Below are 17,357 nucleotides of genomic sequence, written 5' to 3' on the forward strand. Positions count from 1 at the left end.
CCTTTTTTATCTCTTCTTAAGGTTTAGGCGGTTGTTCTCTGTTATAGTTGCACTCAGGGCTGCTGTTAAAACATGCATCTTAGACTGAAGGGAGTTATGCAAGGAATGAAAGAGAAAGATTTCAATCCACAAGACGAGAATCAGCGTAATGCAACAGAGGAAGAAGTTGCGGCGCAAACGCCGGAAACGGCTTTGGAAAGTGGTGAGAAGCCGTCCGCGGCGCGGAATGGCGACGAAGACCGCGAGCTGGAAGAGACGGCTGAAGCGTCGGCCCTGTCTCCGCTCGGAAGCGCCGTTTCGGGCGCAGCAGCGGAAGAGGAGCGCGAACGCGCACCGAAAAAATCCGGTGCTTCTCTCGGCTGGATGATCGTTTCACTCGTGCTTGCAATTCTGCTTGTCGTCGTTCTGATCAAGCCGCCGTTCGGCGGAAGCGGGAATGAAACCGTTGCAACGGTCAACGGCGAGAAGATTACACAGGATCAATTATATGATTCGCTTGTCAAATCCGGCGGCAAAAACACGCTTGATTCATTGATTACCGAGAAGCTGGTAGATCAGGAAGCGAAGAAACAGAACGTTACGGTAACGCAAGCCGATCTGGACAGCGAGCTGCAGGAAATTAAAAAACAGTTCGGCACCGAAGAGCAATTCAACGCGGCGCTGCAGCAATACGGCATGACGCTGGACGATCTGAAAAGCCAGATGAAGGCGCAGGTTCAAATCCGCAAAATTTTGCTGCCGAAAACAAATGTGACGGACGAGCAAATCAAGCAGTATTTCGAGGAAAACAAACAGTCGTTCAATACGGCGGAGCAGGTTGAAGCATCGCATATTCTGGTGGCCACCGAGCAGGAAGCCGACGCGATCATCAAGCAGCTGAACGGCGGTGCCGACTTCGCCGCCATTGCCAAAGAGAAATCGACCGATCCGGGCTCCAAAGATAACGGCGGCGCTCTCGGCTATTTCGGCAAAGGAGCGATGGACCCCGCATTTGAAGAAGCAGCCTTCAAGCTGAAAGTGGGCGAAACCAGCTCAGAGCCTGTGAAGTCTTCGTTCGGTTACCACATCATTAAAGTAACCGGGCATAAAGAGGCCCACACGGCGACGCTGGACGAACAAAAAGAAACGATCAAGAAGACACTCCAGGATCAGGCGATTCAATCGATGTCCGCTTCGTGGATGGCCGATCTCAAATCCAAAGCAACCATTACGAACACCTTGGACAATGCGGATGAAGGCGCGGCCGCTCCGGGATCAACCGATACCGGTGCGCCGGCGGCTCCGGAAGCCGAAGGTACGAAGTAATTCCCCTGTAAGGAAAGTAAGCATCACGTTTATGAAAAAGAATAGCGGCGCCGATACAGGCGCCGCCGGACAAACCGCCGGAGCGATCCGGCGGTTTTTTTCTTCTTTCCTTGAAGCACGGTGAATAAGCAGCCGAAGTGTCGATACCCTTATTCGCGTTTCTTCCGCCGGATTTGGGCAAGCGTCAGCCCTGTCAGTCCCTCGTGCTGCCCAAACGCCCGGTATTTGCCGGAAGCGATGCGCTGCGACGTGTAAATGCCGCTGTGGCCGGAGAACAGGTAGCTGACCGAGCAGACGATAAAAAGCGGGATCGCGCCTTCGGCGCCGAACAGCTCCAGCCCGAGAATAAAGCAGGCGATCGGCGTGTTCGCGGCGCCGCAGAAGACGCCGATCAAGCCAAGCGCCGCCATGAACGGAACGGACAGTTGCAGCAGCGGCGCAAGCGCGCTGCCGAGCGTCGCTCCGATCACGAACAGCGGCGTCACTTCTCCGCCCTGAAAGCCGGCACCGAGCGTCAGCGACGTTGCGATCGTTTTCCACAGAAACGCAAGCGGATCGGCCGCTTGGCGGAACGCTTCCTCCAGCAGCGGCAGGCTCAATCCGATGTAGTCCCGCGTTCCGAGCAGCGCCACGAGTCCGATGATGAGAACGCCGCCGGCAAAGCCGCGCAGCGCCGGATTGGGCACGGCAGCGGCGTAAGCACGCTTCAGCGCATGCGTCAGCTCGCTGAACAGCCGGCTGGTCAAGCCGAATAGAATCGATGCCGCCGCCACTTTGGCAATAACGGCGGCCGACAATGCGGGAACGGCTCCTATGCTGTATGCGGAGTGGCCGATTCCCCACGCTCTCGTCGTCCAATCGCCTATTAACCCGGCGCTGAGACACGGGATAAGCGCTTCGTAGCGGAGTATGCCGATCGCCGCCACTTCAAGGCCGAACACCGCCCCCGCCAGCGGCGTGCCGAACACCGCGCCGAACCCGCCGCTGACGCCGCACATGAGCAGCAGCCGGCGGTCGTACGCATCCGCGCGGATCAAGCGCGCCAGCCCGTCGGACAGCGCCCCGCCCATCTGCACCGCAGTCCCTTCGCGTCCGGCGGACCCGCCGAACAGATGGGTCGCGATCGTGCCCGCAAGCGTGAAGGGCGCCATCCGCAGCGGAATCGTTTCCCCGCCATCATGAATTTGCTCCAATATGAGATTGTTGCCTTTACCCGAATTGCCGCCGAACTTGGCGTACAGCCAGCTTACCGCCGCTCCGGCAATCGGAAGCAAATACAGCAGCCACGGATGATTGACCCGCGCGCCGGTCGCCCAGTCCAGTCCCGCCAAAAACAAGGCGGACGCGGAGCCTGCAAGCAGGCCCACCGCTCCGCCGAGCACGATCCATTTCACAAATGCAGCCGGCAGCGTCACATAGACCGGCTTGCCCCCATCCTTCATTCCTTCCCGCTCCTTCTCATCGTAAGCACAAACTTCTGCCAGACGCATGCGCCGGCGGGAGTCAACGGCCGCAGCCCGGCGTTATCGCACATCCTTTTCCTCAAAACGACGTTTCCCTCACATCGCGGCGGTGCGCCGCCCGGCTGCGCCGCACGAGATCGAGCAGCGAAGCCGGGGCGGGAGCGGCATAATAGCCCGCATCCTCATCAGGCGCAAGAATGACGCCCAGCTGATGGTGCTCGCCTTCATAGCGGGCGCGTTGCGTAAATTTCAACTGGCCTTCCAAATTGAACAGTTCAAGCTTGCAAAAGGCGGAATTGATGTGCAGCGCGGCGTGCAAATCCTCCTTCGTGCGGACGCGCCGCCCGTTCACCTTATGGAGCACTTCGCCCGCCATAATGCCCAGCTGCTCCGCCGGCGTTCCGGGAACGACGCCCAGCACGCGCAGTCCCCTCTCATCATGGACATACAGCGGACTGCGTTCCCGTTCCCTGCGGACGCCCATCCGGATCAGCACCTCGTGCAGAACAAGCGAACAAATCGCGGCGGCCGGCACAAGCGGCGGCCAAAAGACCGAACCTGCGGCCAGCGCCGCCAAAATCATGCTGTACACCAGCAAATTGCGCGCGGTAAGACGCGCCTGCGAGCCGGGGACGACGGAACGGGTCAGCTCCGTGAAGCCGATAATGGCGGGCAGCGCAATAAGCGTCCAGCCGCCCGACCCATCCGTGCCGCCGAGCAGCGGCGTCCACGGCAGCCCGATTCCTGCCGCCGATCCGCCGGCCGCGGCGGGCATAAGCAGCAGCAGCGGAACCGGCCAGTAGCCTTGCAGCGCATAGCCGCCGACCAGCTTCCCGCGTTTCCCTTCCAGAAACAGCGGCGTAGCCAGCCGCGCTCCTTCGGCCCGTACGAGCAGCGCCTCGGCCGCATGGAGCAGCGCCACAAGCAGCAGCAGACCGGGAATATCCAGCTCCGCCAGCGAGCGGACGAACGTTCCGATGACGCCTTCATGGCTGCCGAGCGGCGTGAAGCCGGCCCCCCACTGCAGCAGACCGAGCAGGCCGGCGCTGTATGCGAAGCACAAATAGCGGACACGGAGGAGCAGCAGCACGAGCGTCATTCCCCACAGCCACAGCGTCGCATCGGGCGTGAGCGTCAGCCCGATAAACACTCCGGCCGCCGATACCGCGGCTCCCGCCAGCGCGCCCGCAACGATCGCACGCACAAGCAGGCGCGGCCAAATGTGCAGACGGACATGGAACAGCTTTCGCTCCATGCGCGTCTGCCGTATATAATGAAGCACAATGAGCAGACCGGCTACATAATAGAAGGGCTGCGCGATAAGCCCCATTAACGCTCTCCAAGCCTGCTCCAGCAACTCCTGTGCCGTTTCCAACATCTCATCCCCTTTGTCGATTCGGTTTCGCAAATCTATTGCTCAAGCATGATGCTTCGGCATGATACCGGTTAACGAATGCTTTCCGATCGTTGTGACGAAAAAACTTGTAAAGAAAAAGGTTGGCTCCGCAGGGCGCGAAGCCAACCTTTAACCCATTCGACATAAGACCATGATTTCCTGCCCGGGATAAATCGGGTATGCCGGCAAGATTCGCCCCCCGTTATCACTGCCCGCCGCCGAGCCGCGCTTTCAACGTCTCGATTGCTTTGGCCAATTGGCTGTCGTTCTGCGGACAACGCACCCATTTCCTTGCCGCCTGCTCAAGCGACTGCTGGGTCTTCACATCGGCAATTCCGGTCGGCTCCAGACCGCCGCTCGTTTGGAAGGCCATAACCGCCTCTGCCGTCTCCCGGCTGTAATAGCCGTCTTTGCGGCCGGGATCGAATCCGAGTCCCTGCAGCATCGTCTGCAGGCTTTTCACCTCGTCCCCAATCGTATCCGGCTGCAGCGTCTTCGCCTTGGCCAGCCGGGCTACCGTATAAAGGGAAGGCGGAGCCGCCGGCACATCCGGCTTGATGCCTTTCTCATGCACCCAGTTGCCATCCGGCGTCAGCCATTTCGCAACCGTCATCTTGACGAGATCGCCGCCCAAACCGTTATCGTAGCTGATCTGAACCGTGCCTTTGCCGTAGGACGTTTCGCCAACCACTACCGCTCCGGCCGATTCCTTGAGCGCTCCCGCCAATATCTCCGAAGCGCTGGCGCTGCCTTTGTTGATCAGAACCGCGATCGGGTACGATTTGCCTTTTCCCTTGGAAACCGCCCGTTCGGCGGGTGCACCGCGATACTGGACCTGCACGATCGTTTTGCCGCTCGGGATGAGAGGCTCGACGATTTTTTCGACGACCGGCAGCACGCCGCCCGGATTGTTGCGCACATCGATCAGCAGCGCCTTCATCCCTTTTTTCTCCAGCTCGCCCAGCTCGTCGGCAAACCGTTTCGCCGTGTTCAGGGAGAATTGGCGGATTTCGATAATGCCCACTCCGTCCGGACGCAGGCTGCCGTACACGGTCTCGACGTCAATGTCGTCCCGTACAAGCACAAGCTGAATCGGCTGCGCCATGCCGGCCCGGCGGATCTGCAGCTTCGCCTGACTTCCTTTCGGACCGCGCAGCTTGGCGACGGCTTCCTTAAGCGGAAGCCCGCTCATGCTTTGCCCGTTGACCGACAGCACGATATCTTTGGCAAGCAGCCCCGCCCGCTCGGCGGGTGAGTTTTTGATCGCGGACACGACGACGATATTGCCGTCCTCCATCGTAATTTCCGCGCCGACGCCGGTAAAGGAGCCTTCCACCGTTTCGGAAAACTGCTCGGCGATGTTTTTTTCCATGTACGTGGAATAAGGATCGCCCAGCGCCTCCACCATGCCGCTCAGCGCCCCGTCTACAAGCTGCTCCCGGTTTATATCCGTAAAATATTTGTTCTCGATCAGCTCCATGACGGTGTTCAGCTTGTCCAGCTCTTTGGGCGTGAGCCCGCCCTTCCCTGCCGCGGATGACGCAGACACAGCGCCTGCCGCCGGGGCCGGAGCCGTTAAAGAGAAATACTTTTCCGTTACGGTCAGCGTGATCAGCACCGAACCCGCCATCGTTAACGCCATAAATGCGGCGACTGTACGACCTTTAAACAGCAAGCTTCCACCTCTTTCCCTCTTCTTCCAGTTCCATCAACATCGCCTAGTATATGACAATCTTATCCTAAATATTTATACCGGCTGATGGCAAGAGGAACGTCCGTACCCGGGAGAATGACGGGACAAGCAAGAAGGTGCGCTCGCTATTTCAAATACGGCATCGGGTTGACCGCTTCGCCGTTTTTGCGTACTTCAAAGTGCAAATGGTTGCCCGTCGATTGGCCGGTGGAGCCGACTTCCGCGATTTTTTCGCCGCGTTTGACGTTCTCGCCCTTTTCCACCTTGATGCCTCCATTGCGGATATGACCGTACACCGTCCACAATCCGTTGCCGTGGTCGATAATGACGCAGTTGCCGTATCCGGTCATCCACTGGGCGAGAATGACGACGCCCGATTCCGCCGCGTAGATCGGCGTTCCCTCCGGATCCGCAAAGTCAACGCCGGCGTGCAGCTTGCGCTTGTGCGATATCGGATGAATGCGGTAGCCGAAAGAAGAGCTGATCCGGTAATCGCTCTTCAGCGGCACGGCCAGCTTGCCGCCCGTGTAATACGTTCTCACGCGCTGCCTCTTGCGGATCAGCTCTGCTTCCTTCTTCGCCAAGTCCATAACGAGTTGCTGCTGGTCTTCGCTGATCTCCTCAAGTTCCTCCAGCTTGGCATTATAGCTCAAAATCATAACCTGCTTCTGCGATTCCTTGGACCCGAGCAGCGTCTTGTAGTCATTCAGCTTGGCGTACATCGTCTTCACTTCCGCAAGCGATGCCTCCACTTCCTTCTTCTTCTCAATGACCAATTCCTTGTCTTTCTTGTGCTGTTCCAAAATTTCCTTGTCCTGATCCATAATGGAGTGCAGCGAATCCATCCGGTCCAAAAAATCGCTGAAGCTGGAGGCGCTCATCAGCACGTCCAGATAGGAGACGACGCCATTCGTGTAGCTCAGCCGAATCCGGGACTGCAGCAGCTCGTCGCCGGACTTGATGCGGGCTTCCGCCTCATCCAGACTGCGCGCCGCATCTTCGAGCTTAGCGGACGTTCTGTCGATTTGACCCTGCACCATATTGATCTGGTTGCCGACCGTATCGATCTGATTGATCACATCCTGGAGCGACTGAGCCGTCTGCGCTTTCAATGATTGCACGACGCCGCTGTCGTGCTCCGCCTGTTTCTGGCTAAGGGCCGCCTGCTGCATCTGCTTGCGAACCTGCGCAAGCTCTTTGTTGATCTTGTCCACCTGCGAAGCCGCTTGCCCCTCGGCCGGCACATACATAAGCGAAACGAACAGCAGGGCTGCGAGCAGAAAAATGCTTTTTCTCAACGGGTTCACCTACACTTTCAAATACTTGCGCACCGATATCGTGCTTCCCCAAATGCCGATGACGGTTCCGATTCCGATAATGAGCGCTGCGATAAGCGGTCCCGCTTCGCCGACGTTAACGAGCGTGATCATGTTCAGTCCGAGTTCCACTTGAGAAGCATTGACCAGTCGGTAATACCCGTACAGCACGACGCCGGCCGTCAAGACGGAGGAAATGAATCCGATGAGCGCGCCTTCGACGAAGAACGGCCACCTGATGAACGAATTCGTGGCTCCGACCAGCTTCATAATGCCGATCTCGCGGCGGCGGTTCAAAATCGTAATTTTGATCGTGTTGGAAATAAGAAACATCGCCGTCACCGCAAGCCCAAGCACAATGGCAAGCCCGACGTTGCGGACGAGCCGGGTGATCCGGAACAGCGTTTCAACCGTTCCCTTTCCATACTTCACGGCGAGAAAAGGCGGCGTATCGCCCGTCTTGTTCATCGCTTCGATTTGCGCTGCCGTTTCGGCTACGGTCTGCGGATTGAACAGTTCGATCGTAAACGAGTCCGGCAGCGGGTTATTATCGCCGCTGTAGCCTTGCAAAAGCTCCTGCCCGTCTTTGCCCAAGTTTTGCTGCAGCATCTTAAGCCCTTCCTCCTTGGAAACGAACGTCACGTTCTTTACCTCGGGAATATTGCGGATTTTCGTCTCCAGGCTGTCAATCGTGTTCTGTTCGGTTCCGAGCTGCAGGTAAGCGCGGATTTCGACTTGGCTTTCAAATTGGGCGGCCAAATGGTTCACGTTCAGCGCCAGCAACATAAACACGCCGAGAATAAACAGCGAGATAAAAATCGAGCTCATGGAAGCAAACGACATCCAGCCGTTGCGGATGACGTTGCGGGATCCCTCTCGCAAATGGCGGACGAAGGTACTAGCTTTCATAACCGTACTCCCCTCTTACCTGGTCGCGGGCGATGAGACCGTCCTCAATGGCGATTACGCGTTTGCGCAAACGGTTGACGATCTCCCGGTTATGGGTGGCCATGACGATCGTCGTGCCGCGGAAGTTGATTTCCTCCAGCAAATTCATAATGCCCCACGACGTCTCAGGATCGAGGTTGCCGGTCGGTTCGTCGGCGACGATCACCGTCGGGTTGTTCACGATGGCGCGGGCGATCGCGACGCGCTGCTGCTCGCCTCCGGAGAGCTGGGCGGGCAGGCTGCCCATCTTGTTCTTCAGTCCGACCAGCTCCAGCACCTCGCTTGTCCGTTTCTTCATGATCCGGCGGGGAGCTTCGACAACCTCCATTGCAAACGCGACATTTTCATAGACGGTAAGCTTGGGGAGCAGTCTGAAATCCTGAAAAATAACGCCGATGTTGCGGCGGACATACGGGATCTTGCGGGGCTTGAGTTTGCCGATATTAAATCCGTTGACGGAGATTTGACCCTTAGTCGGAAACTCCTCCCGGTAAATAAGCTTCATGAAGGTCGACTTGCCCGCTCCAGAAGGGCCGACCAAATACACGAATTCATTGCGGTCTATGCGAACGGAAACGCCGCGCAGCGCGTGAGTGCCGTCGGCGTACGTTTTCCAGATGTCTTGCATTTCAATCAACTATGATCACATCCTGTTCATTTTCAGAATGTACTAGTTCGACAGAAAGCGTTGAATTCCTCTTAAAACGGATGGATTTCCGCAATTTTCACGATTCTCATAATCGGCTCGTGAACATTTCCCGCCGGCTTACGCTGATATTTTTCGACAATCAGCCAGGGTAAAGGACTAAAAACGCCGGCCGGCGCGTATATATGCAGTGCGGCAAGCACTCTCCCGAAGGAGGAGTGAACGATGAAACGATTGCATCTGGCGCTTATTGTGCTGCTTGCGCTTCTGCTGACGGTTTCGATCGGTTGGGGAATGGTCTGGCTTTATGCGGCAAAGGATACGGTCCCCCATGTGAGCGCGGACGGCTCGGGCAGCGGGTGGCTGAGGGAAGCAAAACAGTCCGCAGCCGGACCGGGAATGGCAAGAAGCCGTTGACGGCTTTAAAGGAGGGTAACGAAGCAGCAAATAAGGGAGGGGTGCATCCGTGGATGCCCCTCCCTCTTTATGCGGCGCTTTGCACGCCGGACTGTTTGGCTTGCCGGCCAAATCGGGCCGGTACCGGTCCGAACAAAATCCAAGACCATCCGAGCAGCCGGTATGCGGCCAGCAGGATTACGATCGATCCCCCGAGCGCAACCACATATCCTCCGGCAATCCAGGAGTGATAGATGAGCGGCTGCGCCGATCCGGGAGGAAATTTACGGTAAACGTACAATATGAGCGGATGAACCAAATAGATGCCGAAGGAAAGCGCGCCCAGATCGGTCAGGGCGGATACAATCCACTGCGGCCCTTTGCGGTACAGAAAACCGCATAGCTTCATGAGCGCGAGCGTGGTGAGCACGGTGAACGCGCTGTAGCCGGCCTCGTACCAGTAGCCTTTAATGACTACGCCTCCCGAGCGCAGCTCATAGTACATCCAAATAAAAGCCGCCGTTACAGCCAGCCAAAGCGCGGTCATGACGACCGTCCATATTGTACGCCGCCTGCCTGACTCTCCGCCGTTCCCGGCCTCTTCCCCGCTTCCGAACCAGCGCTTGAAAACCGGATAACACATGCCGAAGAAGGCGCCGATCAAAAACGGGGTGAAATACGACAGCGACCAGCTTCCTTTGGAAGCGACATGAAGCACGTTGCGGTTGAGCAAATAAAACCCCCACTGGATGATCAGCCCGAGCGGAACCGCCAGGCGCACCGACATTTTCAGCCGTTGAAAAAGCAGCAACAGAAGCGGAAACAGCACGTATAGCTGAATGGTAATAATGACATAGTAAAGATGCGTGTAGGCTTTGCCTGACAATAAGTGCTGCCAGAACAGCGAAAGCATCGCGCCTGGATTCCATGCCCGATGATTCGCCATATGCCCGAGCAGTTCATACCCTGCCGAGATAACGATATATGGAATCAGCAGCTGCGTCAGCCGCTTCCAGTAAAAATTGCGGAGCATGCCCAGCGTCAGCGGTTTATCGTAATAGTTGTAGAAGAGCACAAACCCCGTTAGAAATATAAATGCAGGTACGCAAAAGAGCGCAAATGTATTCAGAAAAACATAGACGCCCAGCATCGGCGAGTCGTGAACGCGGACAACCGCAGCCGAGGTGGCGTGCACCATAATGACGCCGAGGATAGCGAGCCCCCGCAGCAGCTCCAGCTCCGGAATTCTCTCCTTGCGCATGGCCCCGTGCGAGGCGCCTGCTCCCGCATTCCGGTCCGAACGGGATAATTCCGCGCCGCTCTGCTCCTTCACGGAACCCGCCGCAATTTTTGTAGTTGCCATAAGAATTCGGAGTACCTTCCTTTCGCTCAATTTTGGATGAAATAACCAACCGACAGTTACTTCCAATCTATCACAGACCGTTTCGTTTGGCACCCCTTTATTTTTGCAAATGTTTCTTAACGGCTCCTTAAATGTGTTAAATAATGGGGCGCATTCCCCCGAATAATTAACGATTTAAAAGCCGCGACCGTTCCGGGCGCAGCCTGATTCCAAACCCATATTTAGTTTGAATCTATGACAAGCACTTCGGTCAAATCACCCAGTCGCCGATCGGATCCTGCGTAAACTCCTGCGGCGCGCGCCCCTGGATGATAAGCTCCGGATTTTTCATCGTCACTTTAGCGCCTGCCGGAACCGACTTGGAGATGGACACGTTGCTGCCGATGACGACGCCTTTGCCGATCACCGTCTCGCCGCCAAGAATGGAAGCGCCGGAATAAATCGTGACATCATCCTCCAGCGTCGGATGGCGCTTTACGCCGTTCAGCGACTGCCCGCCCCGCAACGAGAGAGCGCCAAGCGTAACGCCATGGTAGATTTTGACCCGATCCCCGATCACGGTGGTCTCCCCGATTACAACGCCTGTTCCATGATCGATAAAAAACGAGGAGCCGATGGTAGCGCCGGCATGAATGTCGATCCCGGTGACGCTGTGCGCGTATTCCGTCATGAAACGTGGAATTAGCGGTACTTTCAGCACATACAGCTCATGCGCAAGGCGGTAGATGCTCGCGGCAAAAATACCGGGATACGAAAAGATGATCTCATCGACGCTGTTGGCGGAAGGGTCGCCGTCAAAGGCGGCCTGCACATCGGTCGCCAATACGTGCCGTATGGCCGGAATTTTACTCAGAAACTCGTAAATGATCCGTTCGGTTTCCTGCTCCACACTGCCGCTGAACGGGTTGTTCGGATTGACATGATGCCGCAGAACGCGGCTGACCTGCTCCGACAATTTCTCATAAATTTCAATCAGCACCTCGCCGATCCGGTACTCAATTGTCGCGTTAATAATATTCTGCTTGCCGAAGTATCCCGGAAACAGCAATTCCCGCAGCAATTGAATGATTTCAATGATCGTATCTGAGTTAGGAAGCAAACTGGAGTCCAGCGAAATTCTCAGCGGCAGCTCGCGATGACTGTAAGCAATCTCGGAGATGAGACGATTGATTTGGTTATGAAAAATGTTGTTCATCCTTGCCTCCTTCTTGTTCTCGGCAGAAAGTTATAGGGAAAAAACCGGACGCAAGTCCGGTTCCTCCCCTAACATGATTACACTATACTTGATAATACCGGCTGCCGCTCGTCAGCTTCTGCAGCACCGACACGAGCGCATCAATCTCCCCGCAGGTATTGTAAAAAGCGAGCGAAGGCCGCACGGTGCTCTCCTGACCGAATCTTCGCAAAATAGGCTGTGCGCAGTGGTGACCCGAGCGTACCGCGATCCCTTCGCGACTAAGCGCGCTGCCCACTTCTTCCGTTTTATAGCCGGAGAGTACGAAGGAAAGGACGCTCGCCTTGTTTTGGGCCGTGCCGATCAGCTTCAAGCCAGGAACTCGCCGCAGCGCTTCCGTACCGTATTCCAGCAGAAAATGCTCGTATTTGTTAATCGTCTCAAGGCCGATCGCCGTAACATAATCAATGGCGGCCCCAAGCCCGACGGCATCCGCGATATTGCCCGTTCCGGCCTCGAAGCGGAAAGGCGCCGGATGAACGACCGTTTTCTCGAACGTGACATCGACAATCATATTGCCGCCGCCCTGGTAAGGCCGCATCGATTCGAGCACTTCAGGCTTTCCGTATAATGCCCCGATTCCCGTCGGACCGAACACCTTATGACCGGAAAAAACGTAAAAGTCGCAGTCCAGCGCCTGCACATCAACCTTCAAGTGGGAGACGGCCTGCGCGCCGTCCACAAGCACCTTGGCCCCGTAACGATGAGCAAGGCTGACGATCTCCTCCACCGGCGTTATCGTGCCGAGCGCGTTCGATACATGCGTCACCGCCACAAGCTTCGTCCTCGGGCCGAGCAGCTTCTCGTATTCGCTAAGCACTATTTGTCCGGTCTCATCGACCGGAATGACGCGCAGCTTGGCCCCGGTTTCGGCGCATACCAGCTGCCATGGGACGATGTTGGCGTGATGCTCCAGCCACGAAATGATGATTTCGTCGTCCTTCTGCAGGAAATGCTTGGCGTAGCTGTGCGCCACCAGATTAATCGCTTCGGTCGCCCCGCGCACGAACACAATTTCCTTCGCCGAAGGCGCGTTCAGAAACTTGGCGACTTTCTCGCGTGCGGCATCGTATGCGTCCGTCGAGCGCGCAGCGAGCTCATGCGCCGCCCGGTGCACGTTGGAATTCTCATGCTCGTAGAAGTAGGAGATGCGGTCGATGACCTGGCGCGGCTTATGCGTCGTCGCCGCATTGTCGAGCCAGACCAAATCCTTCCCGTTCACCTTCTCCTCTAGAATCGGAAAATCTTTTCGGATCACGTTGACATCGAACCCGGCGAGGTTCGCGGACAGGTCCGATGCCGGCACGATGATCGGCGAGAAGCCTTGTCCTTTCGTGGTCAGGCTCGGCTCCGGCTGTGGAATGCCGCCCGCAAAGCCGGGAATAATCAGATCGCTGTGGGCGGGCGCTGCGGGATGCGCAGGAAGATTGTGAATCTGTGGCTGGTCATACGAATCGGCGGAATCGGCGGAATCGGCAATCGCCTGCAGCCAATCCTTTTCGCTCAACACCGTTCTCGATGATAGCGCCGTCGGCGCGTAGGATTGCCAAGCCGGACTGGTGTTAGAATTAGGATTGGGTGAAGCGTTAAATTCCGGGAAATATTCGTTTGCCAGCGCCTCCAGCACCGACGGGTCCAGAAACCGGTTATTGGTAGTCATAATAGTTACCTACGTCTACGTCTTCCAGCACCGCGACCGCATCATCGGCCAGGATGGCTACCGAGCAGTATAAAGAAAGAAGATAGGAACCGATGCCGTTTTTATCGAGGCCCATAAACCGGACCGACAGCCCTTTGGACTGCTCGCCGGGAACGCCTGCCTGGTAAAGGCCTACAACGCCTTGTTTCTGCTCGCCGGTGCGGACAAGCAGAATGTTCGTTTTCCCGCCTTTGCCCTTCGGCGATTTCTGACCGTCCACGAACAGCTTGTCCGTCGGAATGATCGGTATGCCTCTCCACGTCAGAAAGTGCGCGCCGAAGAGCTGCACCGTTTGCGGTGGAACGCCGCGTCTTGTGCATTCACGGCCAAACGCCGCAATCGCCCGCGGATGCGCCAGGAAGAAGGAAGGCTCCTTCCACACCTTGGAGATCAGCTCATCGAGATCGTCCGGAGTCGGCGGGCCGAAGCGCGTCTGGATGCGCTGCGATTCGGCGGCATTTTTCAGCAGGCCGTAGTCATCGCTGTTAATCAGCTGGCTCTCCTGTCTTTCCTTGATGCTTTCGATGCTAAGACGGAGCTGCTCTTTGACCTGATCATAAGGACTGCTGTACAGATCGGATATATGCGTGTGTACATTAACGACCGTTGAAATGGCGTTCAGCGTATATTCGCGAGGCTTGGAGCTGCAATCGACAAAGCCTTCTGTAATGTTGACATCGTCGCTCTGGCTGCACAAAATATCGAGCGTCGTCTCGCCTTCATTGACTTTATTCAGCCTGAATATCCCCGTCTCCAGCCCCTTCCACTCAAACAGCCGCGTCAGAAATCTTGGTGTGACCGCTTCGAATACCGGGGCTGTTTTCGTTACATTAGCAAGCTGGTAGGCTGCGGACGAGCCCAATGTCTTTACGCTATTCTCTTGTTCTGCCATTTCATATCCTCTCCTGATCCATGCAGTAGTGTAGTCAAATTGCGGTTAATATATGGCAATGCTCGGGTCGATTTCACTCGCCCACGCATTAATCCCGTCTTTAAGGTTGAGCAGCCGGCCGGTATAGCCTGCCTTGCGCAGCGCCCGGATCGCCAGGATGCTGCGCTGCCCTACTTTGCAAACGACAACCGTATCGATCGCGGGGTCCAGCTCTTCCTGCCTGCGGACAACCTGGCCGAACGGAACCGCCTTCGTTCCCGGAATTTTGCCGATCGCCAGCTCATGCGGCTCCCGGATATCGATGACCTGCACCGGCTCGCGGCTGTCCAGACGGCGCTTCAGTTCCGCCGGCGCAACCTCCTCAATCGGTTCCTCCTGCTCCGCCGGCGGCTTCAAACCGCAAAACTCCTCGTAATCGATCAATTCCGTAATCGTCGGATTTTGTCCGCAGACCGGGCAGTTCGGATCCTTGTTCAGCTTCAGCTCACGGAACTTCAGCTTCCAGGCGTCGAACAGCACAAGGCGATTGATGAGCGGCTCGCCTTTGCCAAGGAGCAGCTTGATCGTCTCATTCGCCTGGATGGTGCCTACGATACCGGGCACGACGCCCAATATGCCTCCCTCGGAGCAGGTCGGCACGAGTCCCGCCGGCGGCGGAGACGGATAGAGACAGCGGTAGCAAGCTCCCTTTTCCGCGTGAAATACGCTGGCCTGCCCTTCAAACCGGAATACGGACCCGTATACATTCGGTTTGCCGAGCAATACGCAGGCATCGTTCACCAAATACCGCGTCGGGAAATTGTCTGTGCCGTCCACGACTACGTCAAAATCTTTGATGATGTCCAGGGCGTTCTTGCTGGTCAGCTTCTGCTCGAAGGCGACGATGTTTACTTTCGGGTTGATGTTTTTGATCCGGTCCTTCGCCGAAGCGATCTTCGGGCGGCCGATATCGCGCGTTCCGTGAATGATCTGCCGCTGCAGGTTCGTCTCATCGACAAAATCGTAATCGACGATTCCGAGCGTCCCGACCCCGGCTGCCGCCAAATACATGGCAAGCGGTGCGCCGAGCCCTCCCGTTCCGATGAGCAGCACGCGGCTTTTTTTTAACTTCCGCTGTCCTTCCACACCGACTTCCGGCAAAATAAGATGGCGGCTGTAACGCGTCACTTCATCATGGGTCAGCTCGGGCAGATCGGCGGGCTCGTTGGTGCCGCCCACGACGGGCTCGTTGCTCGCGGCATACCCGTGATTGCCGGTGGCAGCAGACTCATGCGCGCTGCCAGCGGAGGACTTGTGAGCGCTGCCCACGCCGGAGCCGCCCGCAATAGAAGGCACAAGCAGGATCGTATCACCGTCCGAGACCGGGGTTTGAAGACCGTCCTTCTGACGGATGTCATCCTCGTTTAAGTAAATATTGACGTAGCTGCGGAGCTTGTTTTCTCCCGTGAACAAATGACGCTGCAGGTCATCGAACCGTTCCGTTAACCGAGCCAGAGCCTCTTCGATGGTGGCGGCCTGCACCTCAACCTCCGATAATCCGTCTGTGAACGATCTTAAAGCAGTAGGTATGAATAACGTTACGCTCATCGCTTTACTCTCCTCGTATGATGGTTTCGGCATTAAAAGCGGACCGGTCATGTTTCAATTCCCAGGAAGTCAAATCCCCCGCCTCGCCTGCACGGACCGACACAATGATGTACGAATACAGCGGCCACGCATGCTCCAAATCGAATGCAGAAGGGATGGCCGGATGATCCGGGTGCGAATGGTAGAAGCCCACAATGTCCAGACCATGCTTGCGGGCGTACAGCTCGCTGCGCATAAGCTCCTCGGCGCTGATCAGAAAACGGTTATGCTTCGCTTCGTCCTGCCGCGCATTGGAGCTGCGCCGAAGCTGCGTGACGGTTTTGTTGTTATCCGCCCCGAACTGACCAAACAGGATGCCGCAGCATTCGTAAGGATAATCCTCCTCGGCATGCTTGTTAATCTCCTGAATCTGTTCATCCGTCAGCCTGATCATGTTGAACTCTCCTTTGCCCATAGCCCGTCGCTAAGATAGCGCAGCCCGCTGTCGCACAAAATCGTAACGACCACCGAGCCCGGCGGAAGACCGGCGGCAAGCTGCAGAGCCGCGGACACATTAGCCCCGGAGCTGATCCCGACGAACAGCCCTTCCTCCCGAGCCAGCCGCAGCTGCATCCGCTGCGCCTCCTCCGTCGATATATCGATCTGACCGTCCGCTACCTTGCTGTCATAGATGCCGGGCAGCAGCGTCGTTGCCAGATGCTTCATCCCTTCAAGCCCGTGCAGGGGCGAGTCGGGCTGCATCGCAATGGTCCGTATGGAGGGATTGAGCTGCTTCAGCCTCCTGGAAGTTCCGATGAACGTACCGGAAGTGCCCATGCCTGCGACAAAATGAGTAATTTTCTTATCCGTCTGCTCCCAGATCTCCAGCGCGGTGCCGTTATAGTGCGCCTTCCAATTCTCCGCGTTGTTATACTGGTCGGGATAAAAATACTTCTCCGGCTCCTCTTCAGCTATTCGCTTGGCGGCAAGCTGAGCGCCGTCCGAGCTTTGCAGCGGATCGGTTTCGATGATCTCGGCTCCATAAGCGCGCAAAATGCGTTTTCGTTCGATATTCGCGTTTTTGGGAAGACAAAGCGTAACGCCGTAGCCAAGAGCAGCCCCAATCATGGCATAGGAGATGCCGGTGTTGCCGCTCGTTCCGTCGATGATCGATTTCCCTTCGGTCAGCTGTCCCGAACGGATCCCATCCAGAATCATCGCTTTGGCAGCCCTGTCTTTCACGGACCCGCTAGGGTTCAAGTGCTCGGCCTTGACATAAACGCTGACACCTTGCCGCTCCAGCTCCCCCGTTACGGTGGAGAGCCGAAACAAGGGAGTATTCCCTACGCATTCCACAATGCGGTAGTTGGTATGCACGCAGATGATTCCTCCCGGTCATGAACGTATGTATGATTATGATTGCTTTTAAAGCCCTATAAG

At 56.7% G+C, this 17,357-nt stretch carries 15 protein-coding genes; 2 read left to right on the forward strand and 13 right to left on the reverse strand.

Translation table 11 applies throughout. The features are described 5' to 3' along the window. Positions 1 to 105: 105 nt before the first annotated feature. Positions 106 to 1,305 (forward strand): peptidylprolyl isomerase, encoded by a 1,200-nt coding sequence (locus VN24_RS07740; RefSeq protein ID WP_045669920.1) that lies wholly within the window; start codon positions 106 to 108, stop codon positions 1,303 to 1,305. Positions 1,306 to 1,454: 149 nt separating this feature from the next. Here the strand turns inward: VN24_RS07740 and VN24_RS07745 are convergent, their stop codons facing one another. From VN24_RS07745 to ftsE, 6 genes are all read right to left on the reverse strand, one after another. Further along, positions 1,455 to 2,747, reverse strand: coding sequence for a voltage-gated chloride channel family protein (locus VN24_RS07745; RefSeq protein ID WP_045669921.1), 1,293 nt, complete (start codon positions 2,745 to 2,747; stop codon positions 1,455 to 1,457). Positions 2,748 to 2,847: 100 nt separating this feature from the next. Further along, positions 2,848 to 4,143, reverse strand: a complete 1,296-nt coding sequence (locus VN24_RS07750) for a PDZ domain-containing protein (RefSeq protein WP_045673093.1) — start codon at positions 4,141 to 4,143, stop codon at positions 2,848 to 2,850. A 226-nt stretch (positions 4,144 to 4,369) separates the two neighbouring features. Further along, a complete protein-coding gene (locus VN24_RS07755) occupies positions 4,370 to 5,839 on the reverse strand; it encodes a S41 family peptidase (RefSeq protein WP_045669922.1) in 1,470 nt (489 codons plus the stop codon). Positions 5,840 to 5,982: 143 nt separating this feature from the next. Further along, a complete protein-coding gene (locus VN24_RS07760) occupies positions 5,983 to 7,155 on the reverse strand; it encodes a murein hydrolase activator EnvC family protein (protein ID WP_045669923.1) in 1,173 nt (390 codons plus the stop codon). 9 nt (positions 7,156 to 7,164) lie between these two features. Further along, positions 7,165 to 8,082, reverse strand: coding sequence for a permease-like cell division protein FtsX (gene ftsX / locus VN24_RS07765; RefSeq protein WP_045669924.1), 918 nt, complete (start codon positions 8,080 to 8,082; stop codon positions 7,165 to 7,167). Then, the gene (ftsE, locus tag VN24_RS07770; RefSeq protein WP_045669925.1) at positions 8,072 to 8,758 is read right to left on the reverse strand and encodes a cell division ATP-binding protein FtsE; all 687 of its coding nucleotides are present in this window, start codon (positions 8,756 to 8,758) and stop codon (positions 8,072 to 8,074) included. Before ftsE ends, ftsX begins: the two co-directional genes overlap by 11 nt. A gap of 234 nt (positions 8,759 to 8,992) precedes the next feature. Between ftsE and VN24_RS07775 the strand changes: the two genes are divergently transcribed. Further along, positions 8,993 to 9,184, forward strand: coding sequence for a hypothetical protein (locus VN24_RS07775; protein WP_045669926.1), 192 nt, complete (start codon positions 8,993 to 8,995; stop codon positions 9,182 to 9,184). Positions 9,185 to 9,251: 67 nt separating this feature from the next. Here VN24_RS07775 and VN24_RS07780 read toward each other — a convergent pair whose 3' ends face one another. From VN24_RS07780 to VN24_RS07810, 7 genes are all read right to left on the reverse strand, one after another. Beyond that, on the reverse strand, positions 9,252 to 10,526 hold the full coding sequence (locus VN24_RS07780) for an acyltransferase (RefSeq protein ID WP_052702843.1): 1,275 nt from the start codon (positions 10,524 to 10,526) through the stop codon (positions 9,252 to 9,254). Positions 10,527 to 10,776: 250 nt separating this feature from the next. Further along, positions 10,777 to 11,721 carry a serine O-acetyltransferase gene (locus VN24_RS07785; protein WP_045669927.1) on the reverse strand — a complete coding sequence of 315 codons (945 nt, stop codon included), beginning with the start codon at positions 11,719 to 11,721 and terminating at the stop codon, positions 10,777 to 10,779. A gap of 82 nt (positions 11,722 to 11,803) precedes the next feature. Then, the gene (locus VN24_RS07790) at positions 11,804 to 13,420 is read right to left on the reverse strand and encodes a family 2A encapsulin nanocompartment cargo protein cysteine desulfurase (protein WP_082083666.1); all 1,617 of its coding nucleotides are present in this window, start codon (positions 13,418 to 13,420) and stop codon (positions 11,804 to 11,806) included. Further along, on the reverse strand, positions 13,407 to 14,351 hold the full coding sequence (locus VN24_RS07795) for a family 2A encapsulin nanocompartment shell protein (protein WP_045669928.1): 945 nt from the start codon (positions 14,349 to 14,351) through the stop codon (positions 13,407 to 13,409). The genes VN24_RS07790 and VN24_RS07795 overlap by 14 nt, the downstream gene beginning before the upstream one ends. A gap of 45 nt (positions 14,352 to 14,396) precedes the next feature. After that, entirely contained in the window at positions 14,397 to 15,938 is a 1,542-nt protein-coding gene (moeB, locus tag VN24_RS07800; protein WP_082083667.1) for a molybdopterin-synthase adenylyltransferase MoeB, read from the reverse strand. 4 nt (positions 15,939 to 15,942) lie between these two features. Beyond that, positions 15,943 to 16,371: a M67 family metallopeptidase gene (locus VN24_RS07805; protein WP_045669929.1), complete on the reverse strand. Its 429-nt coding sequence runs from the start codon at positions 16,369 to 16,371 to the stop codon at positions 15,943 to 15,945. Next, on the reverse strand, positions 16,368 to 17,294 hold the full coding sequence (locus tag VN24_RS07810) for a PLP-dependent cysteine synthase family protein (protein WP_193790104.1): 927 nt from the start codon (positions 17,292 to 17,294) through the stop codon (positions 16,368 to 16,370). The genes VN24_RS07805 and VN24_RS07810 overlap by 4 nt, the downstream gene beginning before the upstream one ends. Positions 17,295 to 17,357 lie beyond the last annotated feature (63 nt).

This window comes from Paenibacillus beijingensis, assembly GCF_000961095.1.
GTDB classification, from domain to species: domain Bacteria; phylum Bacillota; class Bacilli; order Paenibacillales; family Paenibacillaceae; genus Paenibacillus_O; species Paenibacillus_O beijingensis.